General features: G+C 43.2%; 16 protein-coding genes. 6 read left to right on the forward strand and 10 right to left on the reverse strand.

Features of this window, described 5'->3' with window-relative positions; all coding sequences use genetic code 11:
- Nucleotides 1–26: 26 nt before the first annotated feature.
- Together B9N78_RS14220 and argS are read right to left on the reverse strand one after the other, a co-directional pair.
- A complete protein-coding gene (locus tag B9N78_RS14220; RefSeq protein ID WP_245805563.1) occupies nt 27–731 on the reverse strand; it encodes an SPOR domain-containing protein in 705 nt (234 codons plus the stop codon).
- Nucleotides 732–767: 36 nt separating this feature from the next.
- Complete coding sequence (gene argS / locus B9N78_RS14225; protein WP_085103458.1) at nt 768–2,411, reverse strand: arginine--tRNA ligase; 1,644 nt, start codon at nt 2,409–2,411, stop codon at nt 768–770.
- 188 nt (nt 2,412–2,599) lie between these two features.
- On the opposite strand from argS, the gene B9N78_RS14230 reads away from it, so the two are divergent.
- The 4 genes from B9N78_RS14230 (at nt 2,600) to B9N78_RS14245 (ending at nt 6,531) form a co-directional block, all read left to right on the forward strand.
- Nucleotides 2,600–3,466 (forward strand): YitT family protein, encoded by an 867-nt coding sequence (locus tag B9N78_RS14230; protein ID WP_245805564.1) that lies wholly within the window; start codon nt 2,600–2,602, stop codon nt 3,464–3,466.
- Nucleotides 3,467–3,469: 3 nt separating this feature from the next.
- Nucleotides 3,470–4,276, forward strand: a complete 807-nt coding sequence (locus B9N78_RS14235) for an SAM hydrolase/SAM-dependent halogenase family protein (RefSeq protein WP_085103460.1) — start codon at nt 3,470–3,472, stop codon at nt 4,274–4,276.
- Entirely contained in the window at nt 4,273–5,016 is a 744-nt protein-coding gene (locus B9N78_RS14240) for an adenosylcobinamide-GDP ribazoletransferase (protein ID WP_085103462.1), read from the forward strand. Before B9N78_RS14235 ends, B9N78_RS14240 begins: the two co-directional genes overlap by 4 nt.
- A gap of 102 nt (nt 5,017–5,118) precedes the next feature.
- Nucleotides 5,119–6,531 (forward strand): sensor histidine kinase, encoded by a 1,413-nt coding sequence (locus tag B9N78_RS14245; protein WP_085103464.1) that lies wholly within the window; start codon nt 5,119–5,121, stop codon nt 6,529–6,531.
- Nucleotide 6,532: 1 nt separating this feature from the next.
- On the opposite strand, the gene B9N78_RS14250 is transcribed toward B9N78_RS14245, so the two are convergent.
- From B9N78_RS14250 to acs, 4 genes are all read right to left on the reverse strand, one after another.
- Complete coding sequence (locus B9N78_RS14250) at nt 6,533–8,077, reverse strand: methyl-accepting chemotaxis protein (protein WP_085103466.1); 1,545 nt, start codon at nt 8,075–8,077, stop codon at nt 6,533–6,535.
- A 270-nt stretch (nt 8,078–8,347) separates the two neighbouring features.
- Nucleotides 8,348–10,885 carry a cache domain-containing protein gene (locus B9N78_RS14255; RefSeq protein ID WP_085103468.1) on the reverse strand — a complete coding sequence of 846 codons (2,538 nt, stop codon included), beginning with the start codon at nt 10,883–10,885 and terminating at the stop codon, nt 8,348–8,350.
- Between the two features lie 136 nt (nt 10,886–11,021).
- Nucleotides 11,022–11,480, reverse strand: coding sequence for a pyridoxamine 5'-phosphate oxidase family protein (locus B9N78_RS14260; protein WP_085103470.1), 459 nt, complete (start codon nt 11,478–11,480; stop codon nt 11,022–11,024).
- A gap of 20 nt (nt 11,481–11,500) precedes the next feature.
- Nucleotides 11,501–13,480 (reverse strand): acetate--CoA ligase, encoded by a 1,980-nt coding sequence (gene acs / locus B9N78_RS14265; protein WP_085103472.1) that lies wholly within the window; start codon nt 13,478–13,480, stop codon nt 11,501–11,503.
- A 224-nt stretch (nt 13,481–13,704) separates the two neighbouring features.
- Between acs and B9N78_RS14270 the strand changes: the two genes are divergently transcribed.
- Nucleotides 13,705–16,410, forward strand: a complete 2,706-nt coding sequence (locus B9N78_RS14270; RefSeq protein WP_085103474.1) for a bifunctional acetate--CoA ligase family protein/GNAT family N-acetyltransferase — start codon at nt 13,705–13,707, stop codon at nt 16,408–16,410.
- 74 nt (nt 16,411–16,484) lie between these two features.
- Here the strand turns inward: B9N78_RS14270 and B9N78_RS14275 are convergent, their stop codons facing one another.
- Nucleotides 16,485–18,224, reverse strand: a complete 1,740-nt coding sequence (locus B9N78_RS14275; protein ID WP_085103476.1) for a dipeptidase — start codon at nt 18,222–18,224, stop codon at nt 16,485–16,487.
- Nucleotides 18,225–18,519: 295 nt separating this feature from the next.
- Between B9N78_RS14275 and B9N78_RS14280 the strand changes: the two genes are divergently transcribed.
- Nucleotides 18,520–19,218: a carbonic anhydrase gene (locus B9N78_RS14280; protein WP_085103478.1), complete on the forward strand. Its 699-nt coding sequence runs from the start codon at nt 18,520–18,522 to the stop codon at nt 19,216–19,218.
- 6 nt (nt 19,219–19,224) lie between these two features.
- Here the strand turns inward: B9N78_RS14280 and B9N78_RS14285 are convergent, their stop codons facing one another.
- The 3 genes from B9N78_RS14285 to B9N78_RS14295 form a co-directional block, all read right to left on the reverse strand.
- On the reverse strand, nt 19,225–20,610 hold the full coding sequence (locus tag B9N78_RS14285) for a sigma-54-dependent transcriptional regulator (protein ID WP_085103480.1): 1,386 nt from the start codon (nt 20,608–20,610) through the stop codon (nt 19,225–19,227).
- 10 nt (nt 20,611–20,620) lie between these two features.
- Nucleotides 20,621–22,024, reverse strand: a complete 1,404-nt coding sequence (locus tag B9N78_RS14290; RefSeq protein WP_085103482.1) for an HD domain-containing phosphohydrolase — start codon at nt 22,022–22,024, stop codon at nt 20,621–20,623.
- Between the two features lie 140 nt (nt 22,025–22,164).
- The gene (locus B9N78_RS14295; protein WP_085103484.1) at nt 22,165–24,357 is read right to left on the reverse strand and encodes a sensor histidine kinase; all 2,193 of its coding nucleotides are present in this window, start codon (nt 24,355–24,357) and stop codon (nt 22,165–22,167) included.
- Nucleotides 24,358–24,370 lie beyond the last annotated feature (13 nt).

Genomic DNA, 24,370 nt, shown 5'->3' on the forward strand with positions numbered 1-24,370 from the left:
TTGTTCATCAAGCATTTCTTCAGAATTTATTTAACTGCTTTTTTGCTTTTTAACATCAGTTTTTTAATGCCGTATTTTGCCAGAACATTTCGCATGCTCTGAGTGCTTTCAGCTGATCCGATATGTCTGACGACAACTCTATACCAAGTTTTGCTTCCGCTTTTACCTATTGCAAGTGATGCGTTCAGACCGTCAGTGATAAGTTTTCCGCTGAATTCTCTGGCTTTACTTTCAGATCCGAAGGATGCGACCTGATAGAGATAGTCGAATACAGGAGGCGCGGACGCTGCCGAATTATCCATTTTCACCGGAGCTGCGACAGCAACGTCTTTTTTCACCGCAGAAGGTTCTGGTGCAACTTTTGTTTCAGGTTTTACCGTAATTTCTTTTTCAGCTGGTTTTGCTTCCGGTTTAGCGGCAGTTTCAGGCTTAACAGAGGTTTCCGGTTTTATCTTAAGGTTATCCATATACAGCAATTCTTCCGGCTTCAGTATCCCGCCTTTTACTTCTCCGGAGCTGTTGGCTGACTGGGTAGGCATCATCATTGCCAGTTCCGGCACATCGTTTTCAGGCTGATACCCTCTGCCGAGCAGGATACCGAGTATAAAGAAAGCGCATAAGGCTCCAACACACCCGGCGCAAAGTCCAATGACTTCCGCCAATGTGAAGGAGAAATTATATTTTTTTTCTTGAGATGAATCTGAGCCGTTTATTATTTTTCGGATAGCCACCATGTCGCTCCGTTTTTGATGCACACTTGCAGTCAGTTACATTTTTTCAGGTGCGGAAACTCCAAGCAGGCTCAAACCATTGGCAAGTGTTTTTGCTACGGCTTGCAGCAGGAGCAGTCTCGCCGCGATAATTTCTTTCTCAGCGGAAAGAATATGATGCATTGAGTAAAATCTATGCAGCGCACCGGCAAGATCTCTCAGATAATAACTGATGGTATGCGGGCTCATATATTCACCGGCACTTTCAACGACATCATTAAACTGATCGAGAAGTTTCAGAAGACCCAGTTCTTCAGTATTATTTAAGTTGGTAAGGAGTGTCTGGCCGGATGCACCGACTTCTATTCCTTCATCAGCAGCCTTGCGGATTACTGAGCATATACGCGCATGAGCGTATTGTACATAATATACTGGATTTTCCATGGTTTTCTGTTTGACCAGATCAAGGTCAAAATCAAGATGACTGTCGCTTTTGCGGGACAGGAACATGAAACGGGCAGCGTCGCGGCCAACTTCATTAACCACGTCTTCAAGTGTTTCAAATTTACCGGCGCGGGTGGACATGGCAATCTGTTCTCCGCCGCGCAGCAGATTAACCAGCTGCACAAGGATAACTTCAAGCTGTCCCTTTTTGCCTAGAGCTTCAACAGCAGCCTGCATGCGCGGGATATAGCCGTGATGGTCTGCTCCCCAGATGTCGACGACTTTGTCGAAACCGCGTTTGTACTTATCGTCATGGTAGGCGATATCGGATGCAAAATACGTCAGGTCGCCGTTTGATTTACGGAGTACGCGGTCTTTATCGTCACCGAGGTCGGTACTCTTGAACCAGAGTGCTCCGTCTTTTTCATAGGCCATGTTTCTTGCTTTGAGGTCTGCAAACGTTTCTTCCACTTTACCGGCGGAAACAAGGCTTTCTTCTGAGAACCATACATCATGGCGGACATCAAAAGCTGCGAGGTCTTTCTTGATACCTTCGAGAATTTGATTCATTCCATACTTGCGGCAGATAGCTATTGAATCAGCTTCTTCCATTTCAAGGATGGTGGGGTTGAGTGCCAGCACTTCTTTGGCGATATCAATGATGTATTCGCCTTTATAAAAATCTTCAGGATCGGCAATGTCACGGCCTTCAGTCTGCTGCAATCTTACCCAGATAGAATTACCGAGGATAAGCATCTGGCGTCCGGCGTCATTGACGTAGTATTCTGCTTCAACCTTATGTCCGGTGAATTCCAGAATACGGACAAGGCAGTCACCTAGAGCTGCGCCGCGTCCATGACCGATGTGCAGAGGTCCTGTCGGGTTGGCAGAGACGTATTCGACCTGAACTTTGATGCCTTTACCTATTTCGGAACGTCCGAAATCAGCACCTTTTTCGAGAACTTCAGGGATGAGGTTCTGCCAGAAGGAATTGGAAAAGGTAAAGTTCAGGAAGCCTGGTCCTGCGATATCGACTTTTTCAATATATAGGTCATTGTCCAGCTCGTTCTTGATTTCTTCGGCAATGGCGCGAGGATTCATTTTTGCCTGCTTGGAAAGCATCATGGCAATATTGGCGGACATGTCACCGAAATTCTTATCTCTAGGTGGTTCGAGAACAGCTTTTTCCGGCCATTCCCAGCCTTTGCTTTCAAGAATAGAACTTAGGACGTTTTGAAGGTGAAGTTTAGCTTTCATTATGGATCAAAAATCTCCTTATCTAGATATGGTAAAACGGCTTATCATCTTTCTTTCCACCTTCCAAGTGTATAAAGCAGAACCCAAAGAATACTACGCTGACTAAGGTGCTTTCTTATTTATAAGAAAAGTGTAAATCTTAGGCTCAATTCTTTTTTTTAATAATTATTTTTCAGCGGAGATTTGTTTTGGACCCAGTTATAAATCGTTTTCAAAAGATGAGCTATTCTATTCCATGGAATGTAGCTCTTTTAACGTTAGGTTCTTTTTTAACAGCTCTTGCGATCAAGGGCGTAATTATTTCTAACGCTTTTCTACCCAGCGGTATCTCAGGCCTTGGGCTTTTGTTATATTATATTTTACCGGCAGTGTCTCCGGGAATGTGGATTTTCTTGCTGAATATACCTATATTCCTCATAGGCTGGTTTTTTATAAGCCGTTCGTTTTTTTTGTACAGTCTGTACGGGATGCTGACTCTGAGTGGATTTGTGGAACTTTTACCGTGGACGGTCAGCTTTCATGACAAGTGGCTGGCGGTTCTTGCTGGTGGTGTTGTTCTTGGGCTTGGTTCAGGTATCGCATTGCGTTCTCTGGGGTCCACTGGCGGAATTGGTATTTTACAGATTTTTTTCCGTGAAAAACTCGGGATAAAGGCTGGACAGTTTTCCATGGGCTTTAATGTTGTTGTCCTTGGAATCGGAACCATTTGGCTGAGTTTAAACGATGTGCTTTATTCTCTGGCAATGATTTATGTTTCTGCCGCCGTTATAGATGTTGTTCAGAGGTTGTTTAACCAGCGTAAGATGGTGCTGATCATAACCTCATTTCCAGAGGCTGTTTCCGGCGCAATAATGACAAAACATGGTCGGGGCACTACTTTGATCAATGCTCGCGGCGGCTATACCGGACAGGAACGCACTGTTGTGCTGACCGTTGTGGATTCTTTCAGGCTTAAAAGGCTTGAGGCAACAATATACAATATTGATCCGGCTGCGTTCGTAATAATTGAAACAACTTTCAGCGTGCTCGGAAAGGGATTTTCCGTGCCGAGGTAGTTTATGAGCAGAACCATTGCGCTTTTAACTGATTTCGGGCTGGACGATCCATATGTAGGTCAGATGAAGGGGGTTTTTGCTGATAAGGCTCCTGATTCAAAGATCATTGATGTCAGTCATGGTATTGCTCCTTTTTGTATTTCGCAGGCTTCTTTTTTCTTAGCCGCAGCTATAAAACATTTTCCGGCTGATACTGTTTTTGTCACCGTGGTTGATCCGGGAGTCGGGAGCGGGCGTAGAATAATTGCGGCAGAGCTTGGCGGTTGCGTTGTTGTTGCACCTGATAACGGCATTATAGAACTTGCCGAGGCTGGCTATAGCGGCTCTGTAATTGTTACGGATCTCAGCCTCGCCGCCAGTCAGATGCGAAGTTCTTCCACATTTCACGGGCGGGATATTTTTGCGCCGATTGGAGCGGATATAGCTTGTGGAAAATCTCTTGAAACATTCGGACCGAAACTGCCGCTTCGTGACGTGGTGAGGATAGGACTGAAGAAACCGCTATGGATGGAAAACGGAGTTGAAGCTATTGTTTTGCACAGGGACAGGTTCGGGAATCTGGTGCTTAATATTCCGGACAGTAAGGTTATGCCTGAGCGAATGTCTATACTGGGGAAGAATCCGTGTGCCGGCATCAATACAGGGTGTGTCAGGCGGGCCTCCTGTTACGCGGAGCTCGAATCAGATGTTCTCGGCTTGATTGTCGGGAGTCAGGGGTTTTATGAACTAGCTCTTTGTCAGAGAGCCGCAGCGGAAAAGCTTAATTTCGGGCCGGGAGATTCAATTGTGCTTAAGTGGGGCAGTGCATGATAGGTGTTTTTTTTCGTGATTTTTTGATGACTCTGGGCTTTATGACAAGGCTCGGGCCTATACTCGATATTGAGCCGGAAGATTTAGGACGTACCGTTAAATGGTTCCCTTTAAGCGGCCTTGTATTAGGGCTTGTGATCGCTTTTCCATTTTATTTAGGATTGTTTGCGGGAAAGTTCTGGATTCAAGCGTGGCTTACGGTTGCGGCTTCAGTTTATTTTACACGCGGATTACATTTTGATGGTATTGCAGACATTGCGGATGGCGCGGGGCCTTATCCGGATAAGCAGAGATTCTGGAGAATTATAAAAGACAGCTGCTGCGGAGTCTTTGGCGTTCTTGCTCTAATTATTGCTTTTACCGGACAACTCATTTGTTTTTATTATGTATTTGAAGCAAATAAGTTAGGGGTTGTCCTTTGGGTCTTTGTTGTTGGAAGGCTCGGGAATACTTTAATGTGCATGCTCGGTAAATCTATAGCAAGACCAGGGCAGGGCGCGCTTTTTATGCGCGGCGCAGATTTCTTTTCTATTTTCTTTGCATTTGTTACAACCGTTGTAGCAGGAATGTTTGTTGTTGATTTTAACATTCAGATTCTGACTTATTTACTTACTGCAGTATGTCTCTTGTTTTTATATAGACTGGCGAAAAAGGTTGACGGCGCAAATGGAGATTTTTTAGGCGGGGCTGTTGTTCTTTCCGAGTTGTCTGCTTTGCTTGCCTTTGTTGCTCATTATTAGTCTAGAATTTTTTTAGTTTATTTTGTATTATTTCAAAAATAGTTTATGTGTTATGTCGTATCTTAGGCTTAACTTAGACATTTAATAGATTAAGGATTGTTTATGAATGAGTTGCCAACGCTTAATAAGTTTGGAGAACAGCTTGATCTGCTAAAACAGCTTTCTGAGTGTGGCGAAATAAAAAAAGCCTCAGTTGAAGCCCAGTCTATTTTTGAGAATTATGTAACTATACGTGATATGTTTTTGCGACAGGAAGATGAGCTGTTTGCTGCAAATTTAGCCCTTGATGAGAGCGAAGAGAAAGTAGAAATACTGGAAAAAAAGTTGAAGCAGGCTCTTACTGCCTACAATTCTGATTTTGGATTATTTCGTAAGTTTTGCCGCTCGCTTGATTATGCAAACAAACTCAAAAATATTTCTGAACTGCCTGAGATGTTAAAGCTGATTACTGCAGAGCTGGGAGTCCACAGGGTTTCAATTGTTCTGGATCGTAAACTTTGTGAAGGGTTGCCTGATTCCGGGATCCCTTCATTTTTTTTGAAAGGATGTGCCCGCTTTATTGATGCAACTTTGAGAAAAGCAGATAACCGAATCTTTATAGGGCCGATTTCACGTATGATGCGCCCGGATATCTTTTTCGGTGATCCTGATATGAGCCCTGAAAGCGGCGGTTCATGCTTTGCCTTCGGCTTGATGGATAAATACAGACCTGAGGAAATGATAGGACTTCTCTCCATTTATGATCCTTCTGCCAGCAGATTCAACACAGAGATGGGAACTGATTTTCTGGAACATTTCTGTAGCTCTATAGCTTCCACGATAATAGATGTAATTAATCATCAGAAGGCAATACTTTTAAGAGAAGACGTGAACAGAATAACGCATCATGATCTCAAGACTCCGCTTAATGCGGTAATAAATTTACCTCACTTACTGCTTGTTGATGAAGATAATGTTGAAAAAAGAGAAATGATAAAGGGTATACAGGATTCCGGATATCGTATGCTTGGTCTTATCAACAGGTCTTATGATGTATATAGAATGGAAGCAGGAAGTTATCTTCTTGATCCTGAAAATGTCGATTTAATTAAGATTATACAGCGAATAGAATTTGATCTTATAGATTTGATTGAATCTAAAAAGTCTGCGTTGCAAATTATTGTGAATAAAGAAAAATGGAATGGTGAAGACGGTTTTTATCTTAAAGGTGAAGAGCTGCTCCTGTTTTCAATGCTTGCTAATCTTTTAAAAAACGGATTCGAAGCCACTCCCGATGGGCAAAATGTAACGGTTACCCTTTTCGAAGGCGAAAAAATATCCATTTCTATACATAATTACGGGACTGTTCCCGCTTCAATACGGAAAACTTTTTTTGAAAAATATTCAACAGAAGGCAAGATCGGCGGAACAGGTCTTGGAACCTATTCAGCCAGTCTTATTGCCAAAGTTCATGGAGGGAAAATCGAAATGAGCTCCTCTGATGAAGAAGGAACTCTTGTTACTGTGAAAATTTGATCTAAGCCTTTTCCTGTTTCTGCATTGCATTCATATTATGATCCAGTTCAGTTGCTAATTGGGCTAAATCAGAGACAGATTCAGCTGCTTTATTCATCGAATCTGCTGTCTTGGCTGCAATTTTATTTACTTCATCAAGTGCGTTGTTGACTTCTCCGCTTGCTATTGATTGCTGTTCGGCTGCTGCTGCAATGTTGTCAACTTGGTCTGCTGTATTTTGGGAAAATCCAAGTATCTGTTCTAACGCTTTTCCAGCCTCATCGCAAATCCTTGACGCTTCTTTTATGCTGAGCAAAGTTTCAGTTGTCGCTTCAGTGCTCTGATTAGAACTGGATTGAATAGATGCTATGTAATGTCCGACATCTTTTGTTGCTACCATAGTTTTTTCAGCAAGTTTTCGAATCTCATCAGCTACCACTGAAAAACCGAGTCCGGCAGTTCCGGCACGGGCAGCCTCAATAGCCGCATTAAGTGCCAACAGGTTTGTTTGATCGGCAATATCTGAAATGGTTTGCATAATGGAGGATATTCCGTTGCTGTGAGTTTCTAGAGTTGCCATTTCATTTTTTAAGTTCTGGGCATTTTTAGTAACATTATGCATGACGTCAATAACGTCACTGACAAGCTTGGTTCCATTTTTTGCTGTTGTTTGAGTTTGTCTGGCCATATGTGCTGTATCATTTGCATTCTTTGAAACATCTGTAATTGTTATATTCATCTGTTCCATGGCGGATGAGACTTCTTCTGTCATGAAACGCTGTTCACGCGTGCCTTCGCTGGAAATATTCACTTCCGCTTTGATTGTTTCCGAAGCCTTGGCAAGCTGCTCTGATATTTTGCTAGCATCAGACACACCTTTTGCAATTTTTTCGTTTTGCGCAGTGATAAAATCTTCTTTTACTTTTATATTGGTGAAGTCCATAATAGTGGTAAAACCACCGATAAGATTCCCGCGGGTATCAAATATAGGGGACGCCGCAATGGATATGTATTTAATATTGCCTTTACGGCTTGTTACCTGTGTTTTTGCAAATAGCTTTTTCTTCTCTTTGAGGCTTTTTTCTGAAACAGTCTCCTGCTTAGTTCCATAGAAGAAGACTGAGAAATCAGTTCCGATAAATTTGTCCGAGTTGCCATCTATTTCCAGTAGCTTCAGAATGCTTTCATTTAACCAGATAATATTTCCGTCTTTCCCTACGACTCCCATCGGGGTCATAATACTGGAAAGCATGGATTCACTCATTCCAATTTTTTTATTCAACATGTCACTGAGTTTGTTTACTTCATGTTCCAGTGTCCCAAGTTCGCATATATAATTACTGTTGCTGCCAGTTTCAAAATTTCCTTCTGAAATACTTTTAACTTGAGCATTCAGAAGTTTAATAGGATGAATGACTTTTTTTATAACAAAAAAAACTGCTGCCATAAGAAATAAGATAGCAACAGCCTGAATTGATAAAGATATCAGAATATTTTTTTGAAAAGTCATTGCAAGAATCATGAGCACGAGAACTGACGCAAGACAAAAGAGTAACCGTTTAAACATGCTTACCATCCTAGTACATCTTCAATGTTATAATTGCTTATCTACACATGCACAAACTATGCTAACAAATTTAATCATTAAATACAATGTGTTATTCAAAGATGATACCTTTTTGTAAAAAAAAGTGGGTCATATAGAAACATGGTTTAATGGCAATAACGGCCGATTGTTAAATAGATACATAATTGTAGGCAGTTAACAATGTGTCATTATAGGTCTCTTGTTTTGATGTAAGTGCCTTTTTGTTTTGTCTTTAGCATAATAATAATTTTAGCGGTTTGTTGGCAACTGAAAAATAAACTTGGTTCCTTTTCCATGGATAGAGTCGACTGTGAAGGTTCCGCCGTGGTTTTGGGTTATAATGAAATATGAAACTGATAATCCCAGGCCTGTTCCTATTCCTTTAGGTTTTGTCGTAAAAAACGGTTCAAAAGCTCTCTTGCGGGTTTGCTCGTCCATACCAGGGCCGTTATCTTCAACTTCAGTTGTTACGTAATTTTCTTCCCGTCTTACTCTGATGGTTATCTGTGATGGTGATTCAGGCTTTTCTATTGTGCTCATAGCATGCGCGGCATTGCCCAAAAGGTTTAGCAGCACTTGTTCAATTTCAGTCGGCGCGCAAACGATGAGAGGAAGGTCCGGCTCGTATTCCCGAACAATTTTTATCTGTTTAAAGTCGAATTTTTTCTTCAGATCATAATCCTGCTCTGCCAGTGCAATGGATTTCTCTACAAGATTACTCATTTGGCATGATGTGTGCCGTATATCCGTTTTGCGGCTGAAATCGAGCATATTTAACATGATTACGGCGGCTCGCTCGGCGGCTTCACGGATATTTTTGAGCATTTTTAAAATCTTGCGTTCTTCCATATAACTCATCATTGCCTCAAGAGATATACCGAGTTTTTCAGCTGTTTTAATATTATCTGGCAAACTTGGTGAGAAACGTCGCTCAATATTCTGTGCGCCCTGGAGAATTCCTCCGAGAGGATTATTTATTTCATGGGCCATGCCTGCCGCAAGCCCTCCTACAGACATCATTTTTTCTGTCTGGATCATAATCTCTTCTATCTGGACGCGTTCAGTAACGTCATCCAGTCGTATAACGGTCCCTTCTTCCATGCTGTTTTCAACTAATGGATAGATTGAGATATTTTCATAGTGCATCTTGTTGTTAATTTTACGCGGGGTGCGCACACGTTCATATGCTTTTCCGTCTCGGGATGTCTTCTTAGCTTGTTTTAATTCTTGAGCCAGTTCGGGAAAAACTTCGCTGAGCGGGCGTCCCTGAGCCTGATCGTAAGAGATACCTGTAACGTTCTCCGCACCTGAATTCCAATGAGTGACAAGGTCTGTGTTGTCGACTCCTACGAGCACTGAAGGCATGGAATCTATAATGTTTTTAAGGTGATTACGGAGTTTTAACAGTTCTTCTTTGGCCTGCGCGTGCTCGGTTATTTCTGCTTCAAGATATTCGTTTGTAAAATGTAATTGCCGGTTGCCGTTCTCTAACGCGCTCATCAGATTTTCTTTTTCATTAAGACCTAGCTTAATTGAATTAATCATTTGGTTGATGACGATTCCGAGTTCTTTGGTTTCTGTAGGGCCGTTAACTGGGATATTTGCCGCAGCCATGCCTTTTTCTCTGACGGCACGGCTGGCTGTCGTCAATTCCAAAAGAGGGCGCACAATTCTTCTTGAAAGTATGGTGGCCAAAACAAGGGCAAAAGCAAGGAATCCCAGAGAAAGAAAAATAATTTTATTTCTTAAGATTATTCCTGGTTCTTCCAGTTCTCCCACATAGATAGAGGAGCATACATACCAGTCCAGCGGTTTGAAATACCTGACGTAGGTGCGCTTTTTAAATTTATATTCGCCGATGTGATCTGGATATTTGTTCCAAAGATACTCATGCACTCCTCCTTTTTGTGATGCTTCTATTAATTCATTGATTAAAAGTCTGCCTGTTACTTGGTTTTTTAATGTTGCTCCGGTCATACCTAAAATTTTAGGATGGACAATCATCTTTTTGTTCCCAGCAAAAATAAAGATGTAACCGCTTTTGCCTAGTTTTACCTGTGTTAAGGAGTTTCGTAGTTCCATGAGCATTGCTTCAAATCGTTTACTGACTTCCACGTCAACATCATCAATATAAACTCCGGAGCCTATTACCCAGTTCCATCCTTTGAAGAGTTTAACATATGAAATTTTAGGAAGTTCTTCAGTAAGCCCGTTTGCAGTCTGTTTTGATCCGAAGTATTTTACATATCCGTCCCCGTTTTTTTCAGCGATCTCCCGAAAAGTGGACATTATGTTATTGTTCACTCCATTGGGGTCAGTGAAGCGTTCATCATCTGCAATTTTACCGTCTAATTCAGGCAGCAAAGGATGCATGATTATCCGAGGTAGAGGTCTTAATGTATTGTTAATCCAGACATAACCCACCCCGTCATTATAACGCATGTTTTTAACTTGTTCTATGCTGCGAACTTTGGCTTCTTTCTCGGTTAATAATCCCTTTTTATATTTTTTGTAGTTGAATGAGACCGCTTCATATGCAATTTCTACAATTGATTTTATCTCTTTTTTACGTCTGGAAATGGCGGCTTTTTCGGCAAAAAGTAAGCTTTGATATTCATTTGTGACGTTGAGCATTGTAGAGTTCAGAAGAGCTTGAGCGCTGCTCCATTCTGTCTGATATACCGATTTTGTAACTTCATTTTGAGCAAAAAAAGTTATTCCGGCGGTTGTGACAATAACAAGCCCGGCTGCAAAAATGAGTATGATTGCTCTCATGGATTTGAACATATACAGGGCTCTCCACTGTAAATACTAGCCTTAAGACTATATCAAACCTAACTGTTTTTGTTAAACGATAAGGATAATGCTTTTCTGATATAAATTTATCATAGTACGAGTATCAGGGGAAATTTTTTATATTTTTTTATGCTAATCTTTCGGTTGAAAAAAATTTTTCAGGGCCATCAAGCAGTTGAAAATAGTTTGTTTTTATTCTGATTATTTCACACTCAGGCCCGGAAAACAGAGGGGCGATGTGCGGATTTTTATCAGAAATAAGTTTTATAATATCAGCTCGTTCGCGATGAGATGTGACGGGAATATGTTCACCTGATATTGTCAGAGCTTTTATTTCCCCGCTTCTTTTTTCAAGCTTTACGTCCCGGTCATCAATAAGCAGGCTTACGCTTGGATTTCTTTCAATATTTATCCATTTTTTGCTGTTTTTACGGCTGACCATATAGATTTCAGAGCCGTCTTCCGAACTGGCATAAGTCATAAGCGAGGAATGCGGTTCCGGACCACCGAGCGTAGAGAGCACCAGAATATTATTGCTTCTGATCAGTTCAAGGCAGGTTGCTGTTTTTTCTTTTTCATTTGCCATGCGGCCTCCCTGAAGTTGTTTTATTCAAATAGAACTTTTTGTCCTTCAATCAGATGGTTTATCACAGAAGAATCGGAGAGTGTTGAGATATCTCCGAAGTCGTTTTCTCCGGCGGCAATTTGACGCAGGATTCTACGCATAATTTTACCGGAACGTGTTTTGGGAAGCCCTCTGGAGAATTGTATAATTTCCGGGACTGCGACGGGCCCGATTTCTTTGCGTACCCAGTCACGAAGAATGTTGCCCGTCTCTTCATCCTCATCAAGGCCGTCACGCAGGGTTACATATGCGTAAACGGCTTGGCCCTTAACCTCGTGAGGTATACCTACCACTGCCGCTTCAGTCACATCGGGGTGAGCAATCAGTGCGGATTCAATTTCCGTTGTTCCCAGTCTATGTCCTGAAACATTCATAATATCATCTAGCCTGCCCATAATCCAGATGAACCCGTCTTCATCAATTCTTGCGCCGTCACCTGTTTCATACATGCCGTTAAAACGTTCGAAGTATGTTCTGCTATATCTTTTCTGGTCGTTGTTTATAGCGTGCAGCATTCCAGGCCATGGCTTTGTGATTACCAGATGCCCGCCTTCGTTAACGTCTGCGGGCGTGCCGTCACTGCGCAGAACTGCCACGCTTATTCCTGGGAGCGGCTTGGTCGCGGACCCCGGCTTAAGCTTAGTCGCGTAGGGAAGCGGAGATATAATGATACCTCCGGTTTCTGTCTGCCACCATGTGTCGAGCAGTGGCAGTTTATTTTTACCTATATGTTTGTGGTACCACATCCACACTTCAGGGCTGATGGGTTCGCCGACTGTTCCGAGAATTCTAAGGGATGACATATCGAATTTATCTGTCCACTGTTTCCCTTCCCTCATAAGAGCACGTATGGCTGTGGGGGTGGTATAGAAAATATTTACGCCGAATTTGTTAATTATGTTCCAGTATCTGTCCGGTTTCGGATAGGTCGGGACTCCTTCATACATCAAAGTCGTAGCCCCGAGAGCGAGCGGGCCGTATACGGTATAGCTGTGTCCTGTAATCCAGCCCAGGTCCGCAGTGCACCAGTGAACATCATCTTCTTTTAGGTCGAAAACCCACTGAGATGTATGTGCCACGCAGGTAAGATATCCGCCTACAGTATGAACTATCCCTTTGGGTTTGCCCGTGCTGCCGGAGGTGTAAAGGATAAAAAGAGGATCGTTTGAGTTAAGAGGAACAGGAGCGCAGCAATCAAGGATATCTTCAGCAGCCATTTCTTCATGCCACCACGTATCCCTGCCTTCAATGAATTCTATTTCATTTCCGGTTCTCTTGACTATGATGACCTGTTCAATTGACGGGCATGAAAGCAGAGCTTCATCCACATTTTTTTTCAGAGGAATTATTTTGCTGTTTCTGAATACTCCATCGCTTGTGATCAGAACTTTAGCTTCGCAGTCAAGAATACGGCTTTGCAGGCTGATTGATGAAAACCCTGCAAAAACAATGGAGTGCACAGCTCCGATGCGTGCACAGGCGAGCATGGCTATAATCTGCTCTGGGACCATGGGCAGGTATATTGCAATCCGGTCGCCTTTGCTGACACCCATTTTTGTTAGAACATTGGCGAATCTGCACACTTTACGGTGCAGCATCTGGTATGTGAAGACAAGTACATCTTCTTCCGGTTCGCCTTGCCATATAAGCGCGGCTTTATTTCTGCGTCCTGCTGTCAGGTGGCGGTCAAGGCAGTTGTATGCTGCGTTAAGCCTTCCGCCTTCAAACCAGTTGTATTCATGTTTTTCAGGATCAGAGACTAGAGTTTCCCGAAAATCCCGATTCCAGTGGAGCAGCGTCCGCGCTCTTTCAGCCCAGAATCCTTCGGGATCTTTTGCTGCTTTTGAGTATATTTCATCATATTGCTTCATACTTCCGATAAAAGCCTGATTTTGCATATCGGCAGGCGGATCGAAAGTTCTTTGTTCCGTAACCAGATTTTCAATGGATTTTTCACTCATAGTATTTACTCTGATAATTCCTGTCTGTTCGCGATTTTCACACCTTATATATTAATATACTCTGTTTCAATTAAGATGGATAGTGTTGAGCTCCTAATTTCAATCCTGCATTATTTCTGTTACTGGTAGGATTCATGGTAGTTTGTGCTTGATAATGGTTTCAATACATAGGTATGACGACATAGAGCTGTTTTTTATCTTTTCAATATTAAAAAGAGGCTTTCATGAGTGTTGTTAATCTGGAGTTCCTTTTTCAACCTAGATCCGTAGCCGTTATCGGGGCTACCAACGAACCTGGTAATCCCGGCAATATTCTTATGCGTAATCTTATGGGCGGAGGTTTTCTCGGTCCTGTTATGCCTGTAAGCACAGATGCGGAAGCAATCTCAGGAGTTCTCACGTATAAGGATGTGGAAGGGCTGCCGAAGGTTCCTGATCTGGCGATTATCTGCCGTCCGCTTGAGGAATGTCCTGAACTGCTCATGAAGTTGCGCAAAAGAGGTGTAAGAGCGGCGGCTTTGATAGGTCCGGGCTTCAGTGAAATGAGTGAAGAGGAAAGGAATAAACTCAGTAAAGAACTTCTGAAAGCGGCAAATTCTCCGCAGATGCGAATTCTGGGTCCGAAAAGTCTCGGCTTTATTAATCCTTCATTAAATTTGAACGCCAGCATAGCTCCTCTTCCGGCAAAAGCCGGAAAAATTGCATTTGTTTCACAGTCTGACAGTTTTATTCCTACAGTTCTTGACTGGGCGCATACCAATGATATCGGATTTTCACATGTTATTTCTATGGGCAGCAGAATCGATCTTTCTTTCGGAGATGTGCTTGATTATCTCGGTTCTGATTCTTATACCCGCTCTATCCTGCTCTATATTGAGTCTATTAACGACGCCAGAGACTTTATGTCTGCCGCCAGAGCCGCTTCGCGTAATAAGCCTGTGCTGGTGATCCGGCCCGGTCTTGCCATTCAGCACGTTACGCAGGAACTTGCTCAGCTTGGTAATTCTATGAGCGCGCGGGCTGATGAGGTTTTCGATGTCGCTTTCCGTCGTGCGGGGATGTTGCGGGTCCAGACTATTGACGGACTGTTTGACGCGGCCCAGACTCTTGCCAGCCTTCGTCAGCCTGTCCGCGGCAACAGGTTGGCAATTCTTGCAAACGGAGCAAGCGCGGGACTGACCGCCGCAGACGGACTTATCAGGCGCGGCGGCGAGCTGGCTAAAATTTCAGGTGAGACAATAGAGAAACTTGATAAGCTTTTTGCAGGAAGATGGGGAAAGTCCAATCCGGTCAATGTGGGTTTTGACACATCCGGCGAGACATATCTTGAAGCTGTGAAGATTCTTATTAAGGACAAGGGCGTTGATGCCGTTTTAATTGTGAATGTACCGTTTTCAGGTTTTTCAGGTGTTGAAACAGCTGAAATACTTGCAAAAGGTCTAAAAAAAATCAGGCGTATGGTTCTGACTGCGTGGCTAGGGTCCGGTATGTCACGTAAGGCCAGAAAAGTTTTTTCTTTTGCCGGAATTCCTACCTATGAAAGCGCAGATCAAGCTGTGCGCGCGTTTATGTATATGGCTGAATATCAGCGAAATCAGGAACTTTTGACTGAAACTCCTGATTCACTTCCATCTGACTTTTTCCCTGACACTACCTCCGCCCGTGAGATTGTCCGCAAAGCTCTTGCAGAGGGGCGCGAGACTTTAAATGAGCCGGAATCGCATCGGGTTCTTGCTTCTTACGGTATTCCGGTGGTTGAAACCCGAATAGCTGTTTCTGCGCGTGAAGCCGTTATTGCCGCGGATGAACTCGGCTGTCCTGTCGCTCTTAAAATCCGCTCTCCGCAAATCAGCCAGCCTTATGATGTCGGTGGAGTTGTTCTAGATCTTGAAAGCCCTGAAAAAGTCTGGGAAGCCGCAGCTACTATGCTGACCCGTGTAAACAGGCAAAGACCTGATGCTTATATTGAAGGTTTTATTGTTCAGAAAATGGGTAGAAGATCCAGAGCACACGAATTATTTATTTCAGCATCTGTTGACCCGACTTTCGGTCCTATGATCCATTTCGGACATGGAGGAATGACCAGAGAAGTGGTTCGGGATCAGGCTATAGCATTAGTTCCGCTTAATATGAGTCTGGCCCGTGAGCTGATCAGCCGGACCCATATTTTCAGATTGCTTTCCGGAACTCCGACTCAGCCTCCGGTGGATATTGAAGACCTGTGCTTGACGCTTATTCAGGTCTCCCAGCTTTTTATTGATATTCCGCAAATCGAGCATCTAGATATTAACCCGCTTTATGCCGATGATTCAGGCGTACTTGCTTTGGGGGCAAAAATAAGGATTGCCGAATGCGGAGCGAATTGTCCGAAGCTGGCAATCAGACCTTATCCCAGAGAGCTTGAAGAATGTGTGGTGCTGCGTGACAGCAGGCAGGTAACCCTGCGCCCCATAAGGCCGGAAGATGAGCCTGCTCATTATACTTTTTTAGAGCAGGTCTCAGACGAGGACATGCGGATGCGCTTTTTCGGAGTGGTCCGCAGAGATTTTGATCATAAGGATATGTCCCGCTTTACGCAGATTAATTATGACCGTGAAATGGCATTTATCGCTACCGCCATAGGTCCTAAAGGAACTCCGGAAACTCTTGGCGTTGTGCGTACTTCAACCAAGCCGGATAACTCAGAGGCGGAATTTGCCATACTGGTCCGGTCCGATCTTAAAGGAACAGGTCTTGGAAGTATGCTTTTCCATAAAATTATTCGCTACACTCGTGAAAGAGGAACTCATTGGCTGGTAGGACAGACTTTGTTTGAAAATAAAGCCATGCAGGGATTGTCACGTAAATTCGGATTTGAAATAAGTGAAAATTACGAAGAAGATCTTGTTGAAATGAGGCTTGATTGTACTAAAGAGCCTGAAAAGAAATAGTAAAAGCTAATCTTATTTTAACGTAAGTTTTAAAATCCCGGCTCTGAGTAAATTCAGGGCCGGGATTTATTCTTTTATTGTTCGCCTTTCTGCTTAATGTAGGTCAGCGGGCCTTGTTCATATCCGACTTGCTTCAGCCACCACGCTGGATAGAAGACAGGATTGGCAACTCCGGCTGAAGTGTTGAGATAACCGTCATTGTATTTAATGTAGAGGGTTTCAGACAGCTTCCACCAATCTTTCAAAATATTTTGAGCATTGGTGTCGCAATATTTTGTGAGCATCTGCTTTGCTTCATCAATTTTTTTGTTTTTGATAAGAGCAAGTGCCGTTTTTTCAATTTCAGCCTGTTTGCCGAATGCTTCCGTTTCATATTGATCACGCACAGCCTTAATATCCTTTATCATATAAGAATATTTCAGCATTGCATAATTGGCTACATAGTTAAACGCTGTCCACATGCTGTTGTGGCTGAATTTAAGAATGTCAGCCTGTTGGAGCGGGGCGGGCAGATTGTTTACTCCTGCATAAAACGGCATCAGGCAGGCTGTAGCCGGACGGTCAGGTCCGAACCATGTGAGGCCGCCGATAGTGTCCGGTAATCCTTTGCGGGACTGGTTTACGTAAGCATAAACGCATCTGTAAATGTTAAGTGGGCGTTCAAATGCTCCTTTGAGCGGGGTGAGAGCTTCATCGTTGCCGGAGGTAGCTTCGGCCTGCCCTTCGAATCTGTTAGGATTATTGAAAGGCCCTGATGCCATACCTTTGGTCAGGTCAAACTCAGTTCCTTCATAGTTATCTCTGTGAACAGAGAAAATATCTTCCACGCTGAGTTTGTTATCCGGCTTAATGGCGAATGGATATTCTTTGGTCAGCGGTCCTTCCACCCATGCTGAAACCTTTTTGGATGGAGCAACCAGAGACTGTGCTCTCCAGACTCTGCGCAGTGAGTAATACGGATGGTGATATTCTCCGTCACCATAAACTTTAGTCCAGTCCAGTTTGCCTTCTTTAGGCGACCACCAGCCTTTTTCTTTTGCTGCTGAAAAGATGTTTTTGGAATACATCATGTCGCGCGCGCCTTTGCGTATTTCACGGATGCGGAACTGATTTGCGGCAACAAAAAAACTGTCATCAGGAACGCGTTGAGCAACCCATACTCCGTTTGTACCTTCTTTGTCGTAGCCGCACATTTCCATAACCCAGCCTTCATCGGGATCTGCCACGAGCAGTGTTTCTCCTGTTCCGTAGTATCCGTACTTATCGATAAGTTCGCCCATGAGCTTTACTGCGTCACGTGCTTTTATGCACCGCTCCAAAGCAACACGTGAGAGCTCAGACGAATAAAATAAACGTTTGCCCGCAGCCGGTTCAGGTTCCACTTTTGCTTTATCAGTACACTCGCCGATGGAAAGTTGGTGCTCATTCATAATGGCGTAGTTGGCATCAAAATATGCGTAGGTATGTTTGACCTGCGGAATAAATCCAATGGGTACGCTTTGAGGATAGCCTGGAGTGTTATAACCGGGGCCGCGTTCCTTAGAAACAATCCTGTGAGTTTCACTTGCACCCCATTCCGGCTTATATCCCAAAGAGCAACCGTCGTAGTATACAGCGCGCATGCTTCCTTTCTCATGGTCCATTGCGGGAACGTATATAAGTCGTCCGTCTCCAAGCCCGTCGTCGGAGTGTGAAACCATAACTGAGCCGTCAGCAGATGCTTTCTTACCAGTGAGAGTGGTTGTGCATGCCGATGCAGGATATGCTGCAAGCAGAAATGCTCCGACTACGAAGATCAGCAGAAGTTTTTTCATGGTGTGCCTCATGACTGTTAATGAAATTGTGTTGTTTATCTTTAAATCAGGATGGTTTTATACCATATGTAGAAGCGTGGTACAATTGCCGAGGTGGATTATTTGACGGATTGTTTATGAAGACTTTGCGGATTTTGCCATAGTTAATCTGGCACGGATCAGCACTTTGAATTATTATATTTATTCAGCTTCAAAGCGCAGAAAGAGTTTTTTATAAGCAGCTTGCAAAAACATGCTTCCGGTATGTATGGTGTCCCCATAAAGCTCAAACCAATCAAACTGGCGGAGACCCAAATTGAGAAAATTGTTTACAATTTTTAGTACATTGATCCTGATCTTATCAACAGTGGTAATCAGTTCTGCCCAAAACAGTTCCGCCGTTCCTGCCCAGCCGTTACTGGATGCCGATCAGGCTTTTGTTCTTTTAAAAGAGGGCAATTTGCGGTTTGTGAAAGGCTCCAGCGTTTATCCGAATCAAACCTCATATCAGCGAAAGGTACTGGCTCTGAAAGGGGAGCAGCCATTTGCAACCGTTGTTACAGGATCAGATTCCAGAGTTGATCCGGTTTTGATTTTTGATCGCGGTCTTGGTGATATTTACACGGTTAGAAGTGCGGGAAATGTGGCCGGAACGGATACACTGGCTTCGGTAGAATATTCTATGATTGCACTTGAAACCCCGCTCCTTGTTGTCATGGGGCATACAAGGAGCAGTATTATCAAAGCTGCAGTGGATAAAGTGAGTGTTAAAGGATACTTGCTTCAACTGGTGGGCAAACTTGATCCGGCCATAAAAATGACCAAGCTTATGTACCCTTCGTTAAAAGGAAAGGAACTGGTGGATAAGGTTGCCGAAACAAATGTAAGGCAGGTTTTACGCGATATTTTAGGTCACTGTCCGGCCGTGCTTGAAAAAGTCAGGTCAGGTAAAGCGCAGGTTATGGGCGCAGTTTATGACACTGATACAGGCGTCGTTAACTGGCTTGGGCCTTAGATCTAGTTAATCCGTTTGGATGTCGTAAGATTTAAGTTTACGATACAATGAACTTCTCTCAAGACCGATGGCGTCTGCCAATTTTGATACGCTGCCGTTGAATTCTTTCAGTTTTGCTTCAAGAAATTGGGCTTCAAAATCAGCACGTGCTTTTTTGAAATCCAGTTGTCCTTCCGGAATCTGGAGAGGCTGTTGATCCTGATCAGGTCTTTCAACTCGTGCTCCGTATACTATTTCCGGCGGCAGATTTTCCGGGCCGACTTCCTTCCCTCCGAACATGATAAGCATCCGTTCAACAAAATTTTTGAGTTCACGAACATTGCCCGGCCATGCGTACTCGGTCAGAATTTTTAATGCCGCGTCTGTAAATGTTAACGGTTTTAAACCGTGCTGCCTGTTGAGCCTTGTGATGAATTCTTCGATAAGAAGCTTAATATCTTCAGCTCGTTCTCTCAAAGGAGCAACTTCTAATGGAAAAACTTTCAGTCTGTAATATAAATCTTCGCGGAAATTACCGTTTTTGATTTCCTGAAAAAGATCTTTATTTGTCGCCGCTATAACGCGGACATTCACATTGATTGTTTTACGACCGCCGACTCTTTCAAAACATTGTTCCTGAAGAATTCGGAGTATTTTTGCCTGTGTTTTAAGGCTCATGTCGCCGATTTCGTCAAGAAACAACGTTCCGGTATCTGCCAGTTCAAATTTGCCTTCCTGGGCTCTTTCGGCTCCGGTGAAGGCACCTTTTTCATGTCCGAAAAGTTCTGATTCAATCAGTTCTTCCGGTATTGCCGCGCAGTTTACAGCCACCAGCGGCCTGTCTTTGCGGAGGCTTTGTGAATGAATTGAGCGGGCGACTATTTCTTTTCCTGTTCCGTTCTCGCCGGTTATAAGAACCCACGCTTCCGTCGGGGCTACTTGTCCGATGACTTCGCGCATGTAAACAATTGCTTCCGAACGTCCTGTTAACTTTGCAGGCTGTTCAGTTTCAATTCTGGTTCGCAGGGCTTTGTTTTCAGATTGTAATCGTGAAAATTCTACTGCTTTTTCAGCTGTAATAATGACCTTTTCCAGCGAAAGCGGCTTTTCAATGAAATCAAATGCCCCTTTTTTAATTGCAGATACGGCTGTTTCAATATTTCCGTGACCTGAAATCATAACAACAGGCAGCCAGTCCCATTCTTTTTTAATGCGTTCCAGCACTTCAAGTCCATCCATGCCGGGCAGCCAAATGTCCAGAAAAACAAGATCAGGCATATCTTCAGATAAAGATTGCAATGCCGCTTCACCGCTGTCAGCTTCGCTGACTGAAAAGCCTTCGTCTTCTAAAACGCCTCTCAGAGAATATCTGATCCCGTCTTCATCATCGACAATGAGTATGCTTTTTGTCATTTAGTGTCCGTTATGGGGCGAATGAAAATTTTTCGTATTCAATAATATTTATGCAGGCATCTACAACGTCAGCATCATAAACAATTCCGCGCCCTTTTACAATTTCAGCAATCGCTTTAGCAAATCCAAGAGCTGGACGGTAGGGCCTGTGCGAACTCATTGCTTCAACAACATCTGCAACTGCGATGATTTTTGATTCCGGGAGTGTAAATTTTTCAGTCAAACCTTTGGGATATCCTGTCCCGTCTAGCCGTTCGTGGTGTTGCAATACTATTTTTGCAACAGGCCATGGGAAAGATATTCCTTTAAGAATTTCATAACCGGCTTCTGGATGAGTTTTAACCAGACTCATTTCCAGATCAGTAAGCCTTGTAGGTTTAGATAAAATTTCAGCCGGTATAGAAATCTTTCCTATATCGTGAAGTAGGCCTGAAATTTTGACGCAGTGAATCTTTTCGAGCGGCAATCTAAGCTTCGTTGCTATTCTGGAGGCCAGTTCCGCCACTCTTTCCTGATGTCCGGATGTATAAGGGTCACGTTTTTCGGACATTATTGCAAGGGATGCCACGGTTTCATCAAATGCACGGCGTATTTGTTTAAGGCTGTTTTTCAGTGCTATTTCACTTTCTTTGAGTTGGGATATATCCCTCATGACAACAACAGTGCCCATGATGGTGTTTCTATCTTGGATTCTGGAAATATTCACCGAAACAGGAATAATTTTAACCTTTGTTTTAAGGGCAATATCATCAATTGAGATGTTTTTTTCAGGCTTCTTTTGGAAATCTATTAAAAGGTTCAGAGATTTTAATGTGCTAGAGTTAACCATATTAATTTCTGTATTGAAATCTTTTGTGCAGAGCTCATTTTCGGAACAGCCAAGCATATTGACTGCCGTTTTATTGGCGGATTTAATTATTCCATGCGGATTTGTAGTGATGACCGCGTCACCGATACTGTTGAAAGTAGTTTCAAGCCAGCGACGGCTTTCTTTAATAGAACTTTCCGCTTTGTGCTTATAAAGAGCCATTTCAATAGTCAGGCTAAGTTCTCTGTCCTCAAACGGCTTGATTATGTAACCGAAAGGTTCTGTTATTTTGGCCCGCTTCAGCGTTTCTTCGTCTGCGTAGGCAGTGATATAAATAACCGGAATTGAACCGTCACCATTGATTACTTCGGCTGTGTCTATGCCGTCCAAATCTCCTTCCAGCATTATGTCCATTAAAATCAGATCAGGCGATTGTTTGAGCGCAATTTCAATGGCGTCGATTCCATTGGAAGCAACGCCTATTACCGTGTAACCTAAGATTTGAAGTCTTGCTTTTATATCAAGGGCGACAATCGCTTCATCTTCTACGATAAGAATTCGCGATGTTTTATTGTATGGTTCTGTATTTTTTGGATAAGAAGACATATAAGGCTCGGTAGTTATATGTGTTTTATTAAAATAAATTAAGTTTTACAAATGCAAGTCGCATAAAAGCTGAGATATATCTATAACTGATATAGTTTAATCACGACTCCTTATTTCAAGCAAGTACAAGGATCAAATTATTAAGTCGGGAGTTCAATAACAAATACGGTTCCATGAGGTTCCGCAGGTTTAACTCTAATAAATCCGCGATGATCGGTGATAATTGATTTTACAATAGTAAGCCCTAAGCCTGTACCGCTTTTTTTACTGGAAAAATACGGCTCAAACATTCTTGAGCGTTCGTCGGATGATAGTCCTGGGCCGTTATCCTGAACTTCAATTCTCAGCCAGCCGAGAGTGGCATCATGCATCACACTGATTTTTACTGATGGATTTTCGCAGTCTCCAAGGGCTTCTGCGGCGTTTGTCAGTAAATTAATAAATGTTCTGCGTAAGGCTTCATGATCAAGCTCCTGATCCGGAATTTTTGATAATAATTCAAGATCCCATGAAATGTCAGTATGGCTGTTGCGGTACATGCTGACAATTTCTTCAAGTAAAGGAGTAATATTGCCCGGTGTAAGCTTTACTTCCGGAAGTTTGGCGTAAGCAGAAAATTCTTGAACCATTTGCTGCAGGTGTTCAACCTGCGTGATGATAAGATCCGTACTTTCTCTGAAAACACCGTCTTCTATCTGCGATCCGAATTTTTTTTGCAATCGTTGCGCTGAAAGTTTGATAGGGGTCAGCGGGTTTTTGATTTCATGAGCAATGCGCCGCGCCACTTCTCTCCATGCAGCAATTCGCTGCATTTTTTCCAGCTCAGTAATGTCCTCAAAAACAGCCACAATGCCATTACTTCCGCTTGTGGATTTTAGTGCCACGACATTGACCAGAAATTTACGATGCCGCCCGTCAACCATCAGTGAAAGCTGTCTCTGCCATTGCGAGTAAGGACTCGAAGCCATGTGAGATCTTGCATCTGCAATGAGTGAGGATAAATCCCCTTCCGGCAGAAGGGATAACGGGTCTTTGCCGTGGACGAATCTGGCTGTAATGCCGAGCATTTCTTCAATGGCGTTGTTAACCGTGCTGATTTTTCCCTGCTCATCAAGAGAAATAACCCCTGCGGTGATGTTATTGAGAACAGCCTCCATGTAACGGCCTCTGCGTTCCAATTCCTGATTCTGCTGGGCAAGGCGGTCATTGGCTGTTTTTAGACTTTTCTGACTTTCTTCAAGATCTTCAGCCATGCGGTTGAAGGATTGAACCATGAACCCCAGTTCATCATCGGAATTGTCTTCAAGCCGGACGGTAAGATCTCCTCTCGCAATTCGCTGGGAACCTGCCGCGAGGGCCTGTATCGGAGCGGATAATTCTTTAGAAAGCCTGAACCCGAACCAGATAGATCCGAGAATAATGAGCAGAGTTGTTACGCCTAAGGTGAGATACAGACTCATCTTCAATGGGTATTTTAAAGTCTTGAGCTGTTTGTATTCATCAAGACCTCTGACAACCTTGTCCAATTTAAAAAGTAATCCCTGGCCTATGTTTTCGCCTAGAATAAGAAAGCCTGTGCGGGCTTCATCAACGGGAAGAATCCCGATAACCATGTCATTACCGGGCATAGGGTGGATGGTTGACCAGAAATGGGGGTGTTCCCGCATATTTTTCCAGTCAACTTTGTCATATATTTCGGACCACGCCTTTTCCCATGATCCTTCGGAATGCCAGTTAAGTTTTTCTCCGTCAGGCTGGATTACTCCCAATAAACCGAGATCATACTCACCGAGTTTTGTGGTGAGGAACTGGTTCATAGTTTTGCCGCCCCATGCATAGCGACTTTCTTTGATGGCTTTTAGAACATTGTTTCCTCTGCGTTCCAGTCCTTGCTGTGCAGACGCATAGAAGGCACGACCAAGCTCAAGCGATTGAACCATTGAGTCTTCAACCTGATTCTTAAACCAGTAGTCCACCGAAACCTGTACAAACTGCATTGCCATAAAAAACATGAGCAGAGTAGGAATAAGTGATAGCGACATGAACGAAAGGACCATTCTCGTTCTAAGTTTTGACCCGAGAACTTTTCTGCGCCTTTCCAGAAGCAGTTTGACTCCGTTGCGTACAACAATGAAAAGCACAACCAGCAGCAAAATAAAGTTAAGATTAAAAAGACCGACAAAGAGATAAGAGTTAACACCGATGTATTTGAGCTGAACAAAGCTTAAGGCCACAAATATAAGCAGGCAGAGAAAAGCTAAAAAGTATTCGCGCTGTCTTTTTTTGCGTTGTTTTGTGTCCGGCACACTTACTTTAATGGAATCTTCGTTCATAATATGTTTTAAA

Source organism: Desulfovibrio gilichinskyi, assembly GCF_900177375.1.
Lineage (GTDB): Bacteria > Desulfobacterota > Desulfovibrionia > Desulfovibrionales > Desulfovibrionaceae > Maridesulfovibrio > Maridesulfovibrio gilichinskyi.

Coding starts and splice junctions, on each gene's coding strand:
- argS (WP_085103458.1), bottom strand. CDS start 2,411: ATGAAAGCTAAACTTCACCTTCAAAACGTCCTAAGTTCTATTCTTGAA.
- B9N78_RS14235 (WP_085103460.1), top strand. CDS start 3,470: ATGAGCAGAACCATTGCGCTTTTAACTGATTTCGGGCTGGACGATCCA.
- B9N78_RS14240 (WP_085103462.1), top strand. CDS start 4,273: ATGATAGGTGTTTTTTTTCGTGATTTTTTGATGACTCTGGGCTTTATG.
- B9N78_RS14245 (WP_085103464.1), top strand. CDS start 5,119: ATGAATGAGTTGCCAACGCTTAATAAGTTTGGAGAACAGCTTGATCTG.
- B9N78_RS14250 (WP_085103466.1), bottom strand. CDS start 8,077: ATGTTTAAACGGTTACTCTTTTGTCTTGCGTCAGTTCTCGTGCTCATG.
- B9N78_RS14255 (WP_085103468.1), bottom strand. CDS start 10,885: ATGTTCAAATCCATGAGAGCAATCATACTCATTTTTGCAGCCGGGCTT.
- B9N78_RS14260 (WP_085103470.1), bottom strand. CDS start 11,480: ATGGCAAATGAAAAAGAAAAAACAGCAACCTGCCTTGAACTGATCAGA.
- acs (WP_085103472.1), bottom strand. CDS start 13,480: ATGAGTGAAAAATCCATTGAAAATCTGGTTACGGAACAAAGAACTTTC.
- B9N78_RS14270 (WP_085103474.1), top strand. CDS start 13,705: ATGAGTGTTGTTAATCTGGAGTTCCTTTTTCAACCTAGATCCGTAGCC.
- B9N78_RS14275 (WP_085103476.1), bottom strand. CDS start 18,224: ATGAAAAAACTTCTGCTGATCTTCGTAGTCGGAGCATTTCTGCTTGCA.
- B9N78_RS14285 (WP_085103480.1), bottom strand. CDS start 20,610: ATGACAAAAAGCATACTCATTGTCGATGATGAAGACGGGATCAGATAT.
- B9N78_RS14290 (WP_085103482.1), bottom strand. CDS start 22,024: ATGTCTTCTTATCCAAAAAATACAGAACCATACAATAAAACATCGCGA.
- B9N78_RS14295 (WP_085103484.1), bottom strand. CDS start 24,357: ATGAACGAAGATTCCATTAAAGTAAGTGTGCCGGACACAAAACAACGC.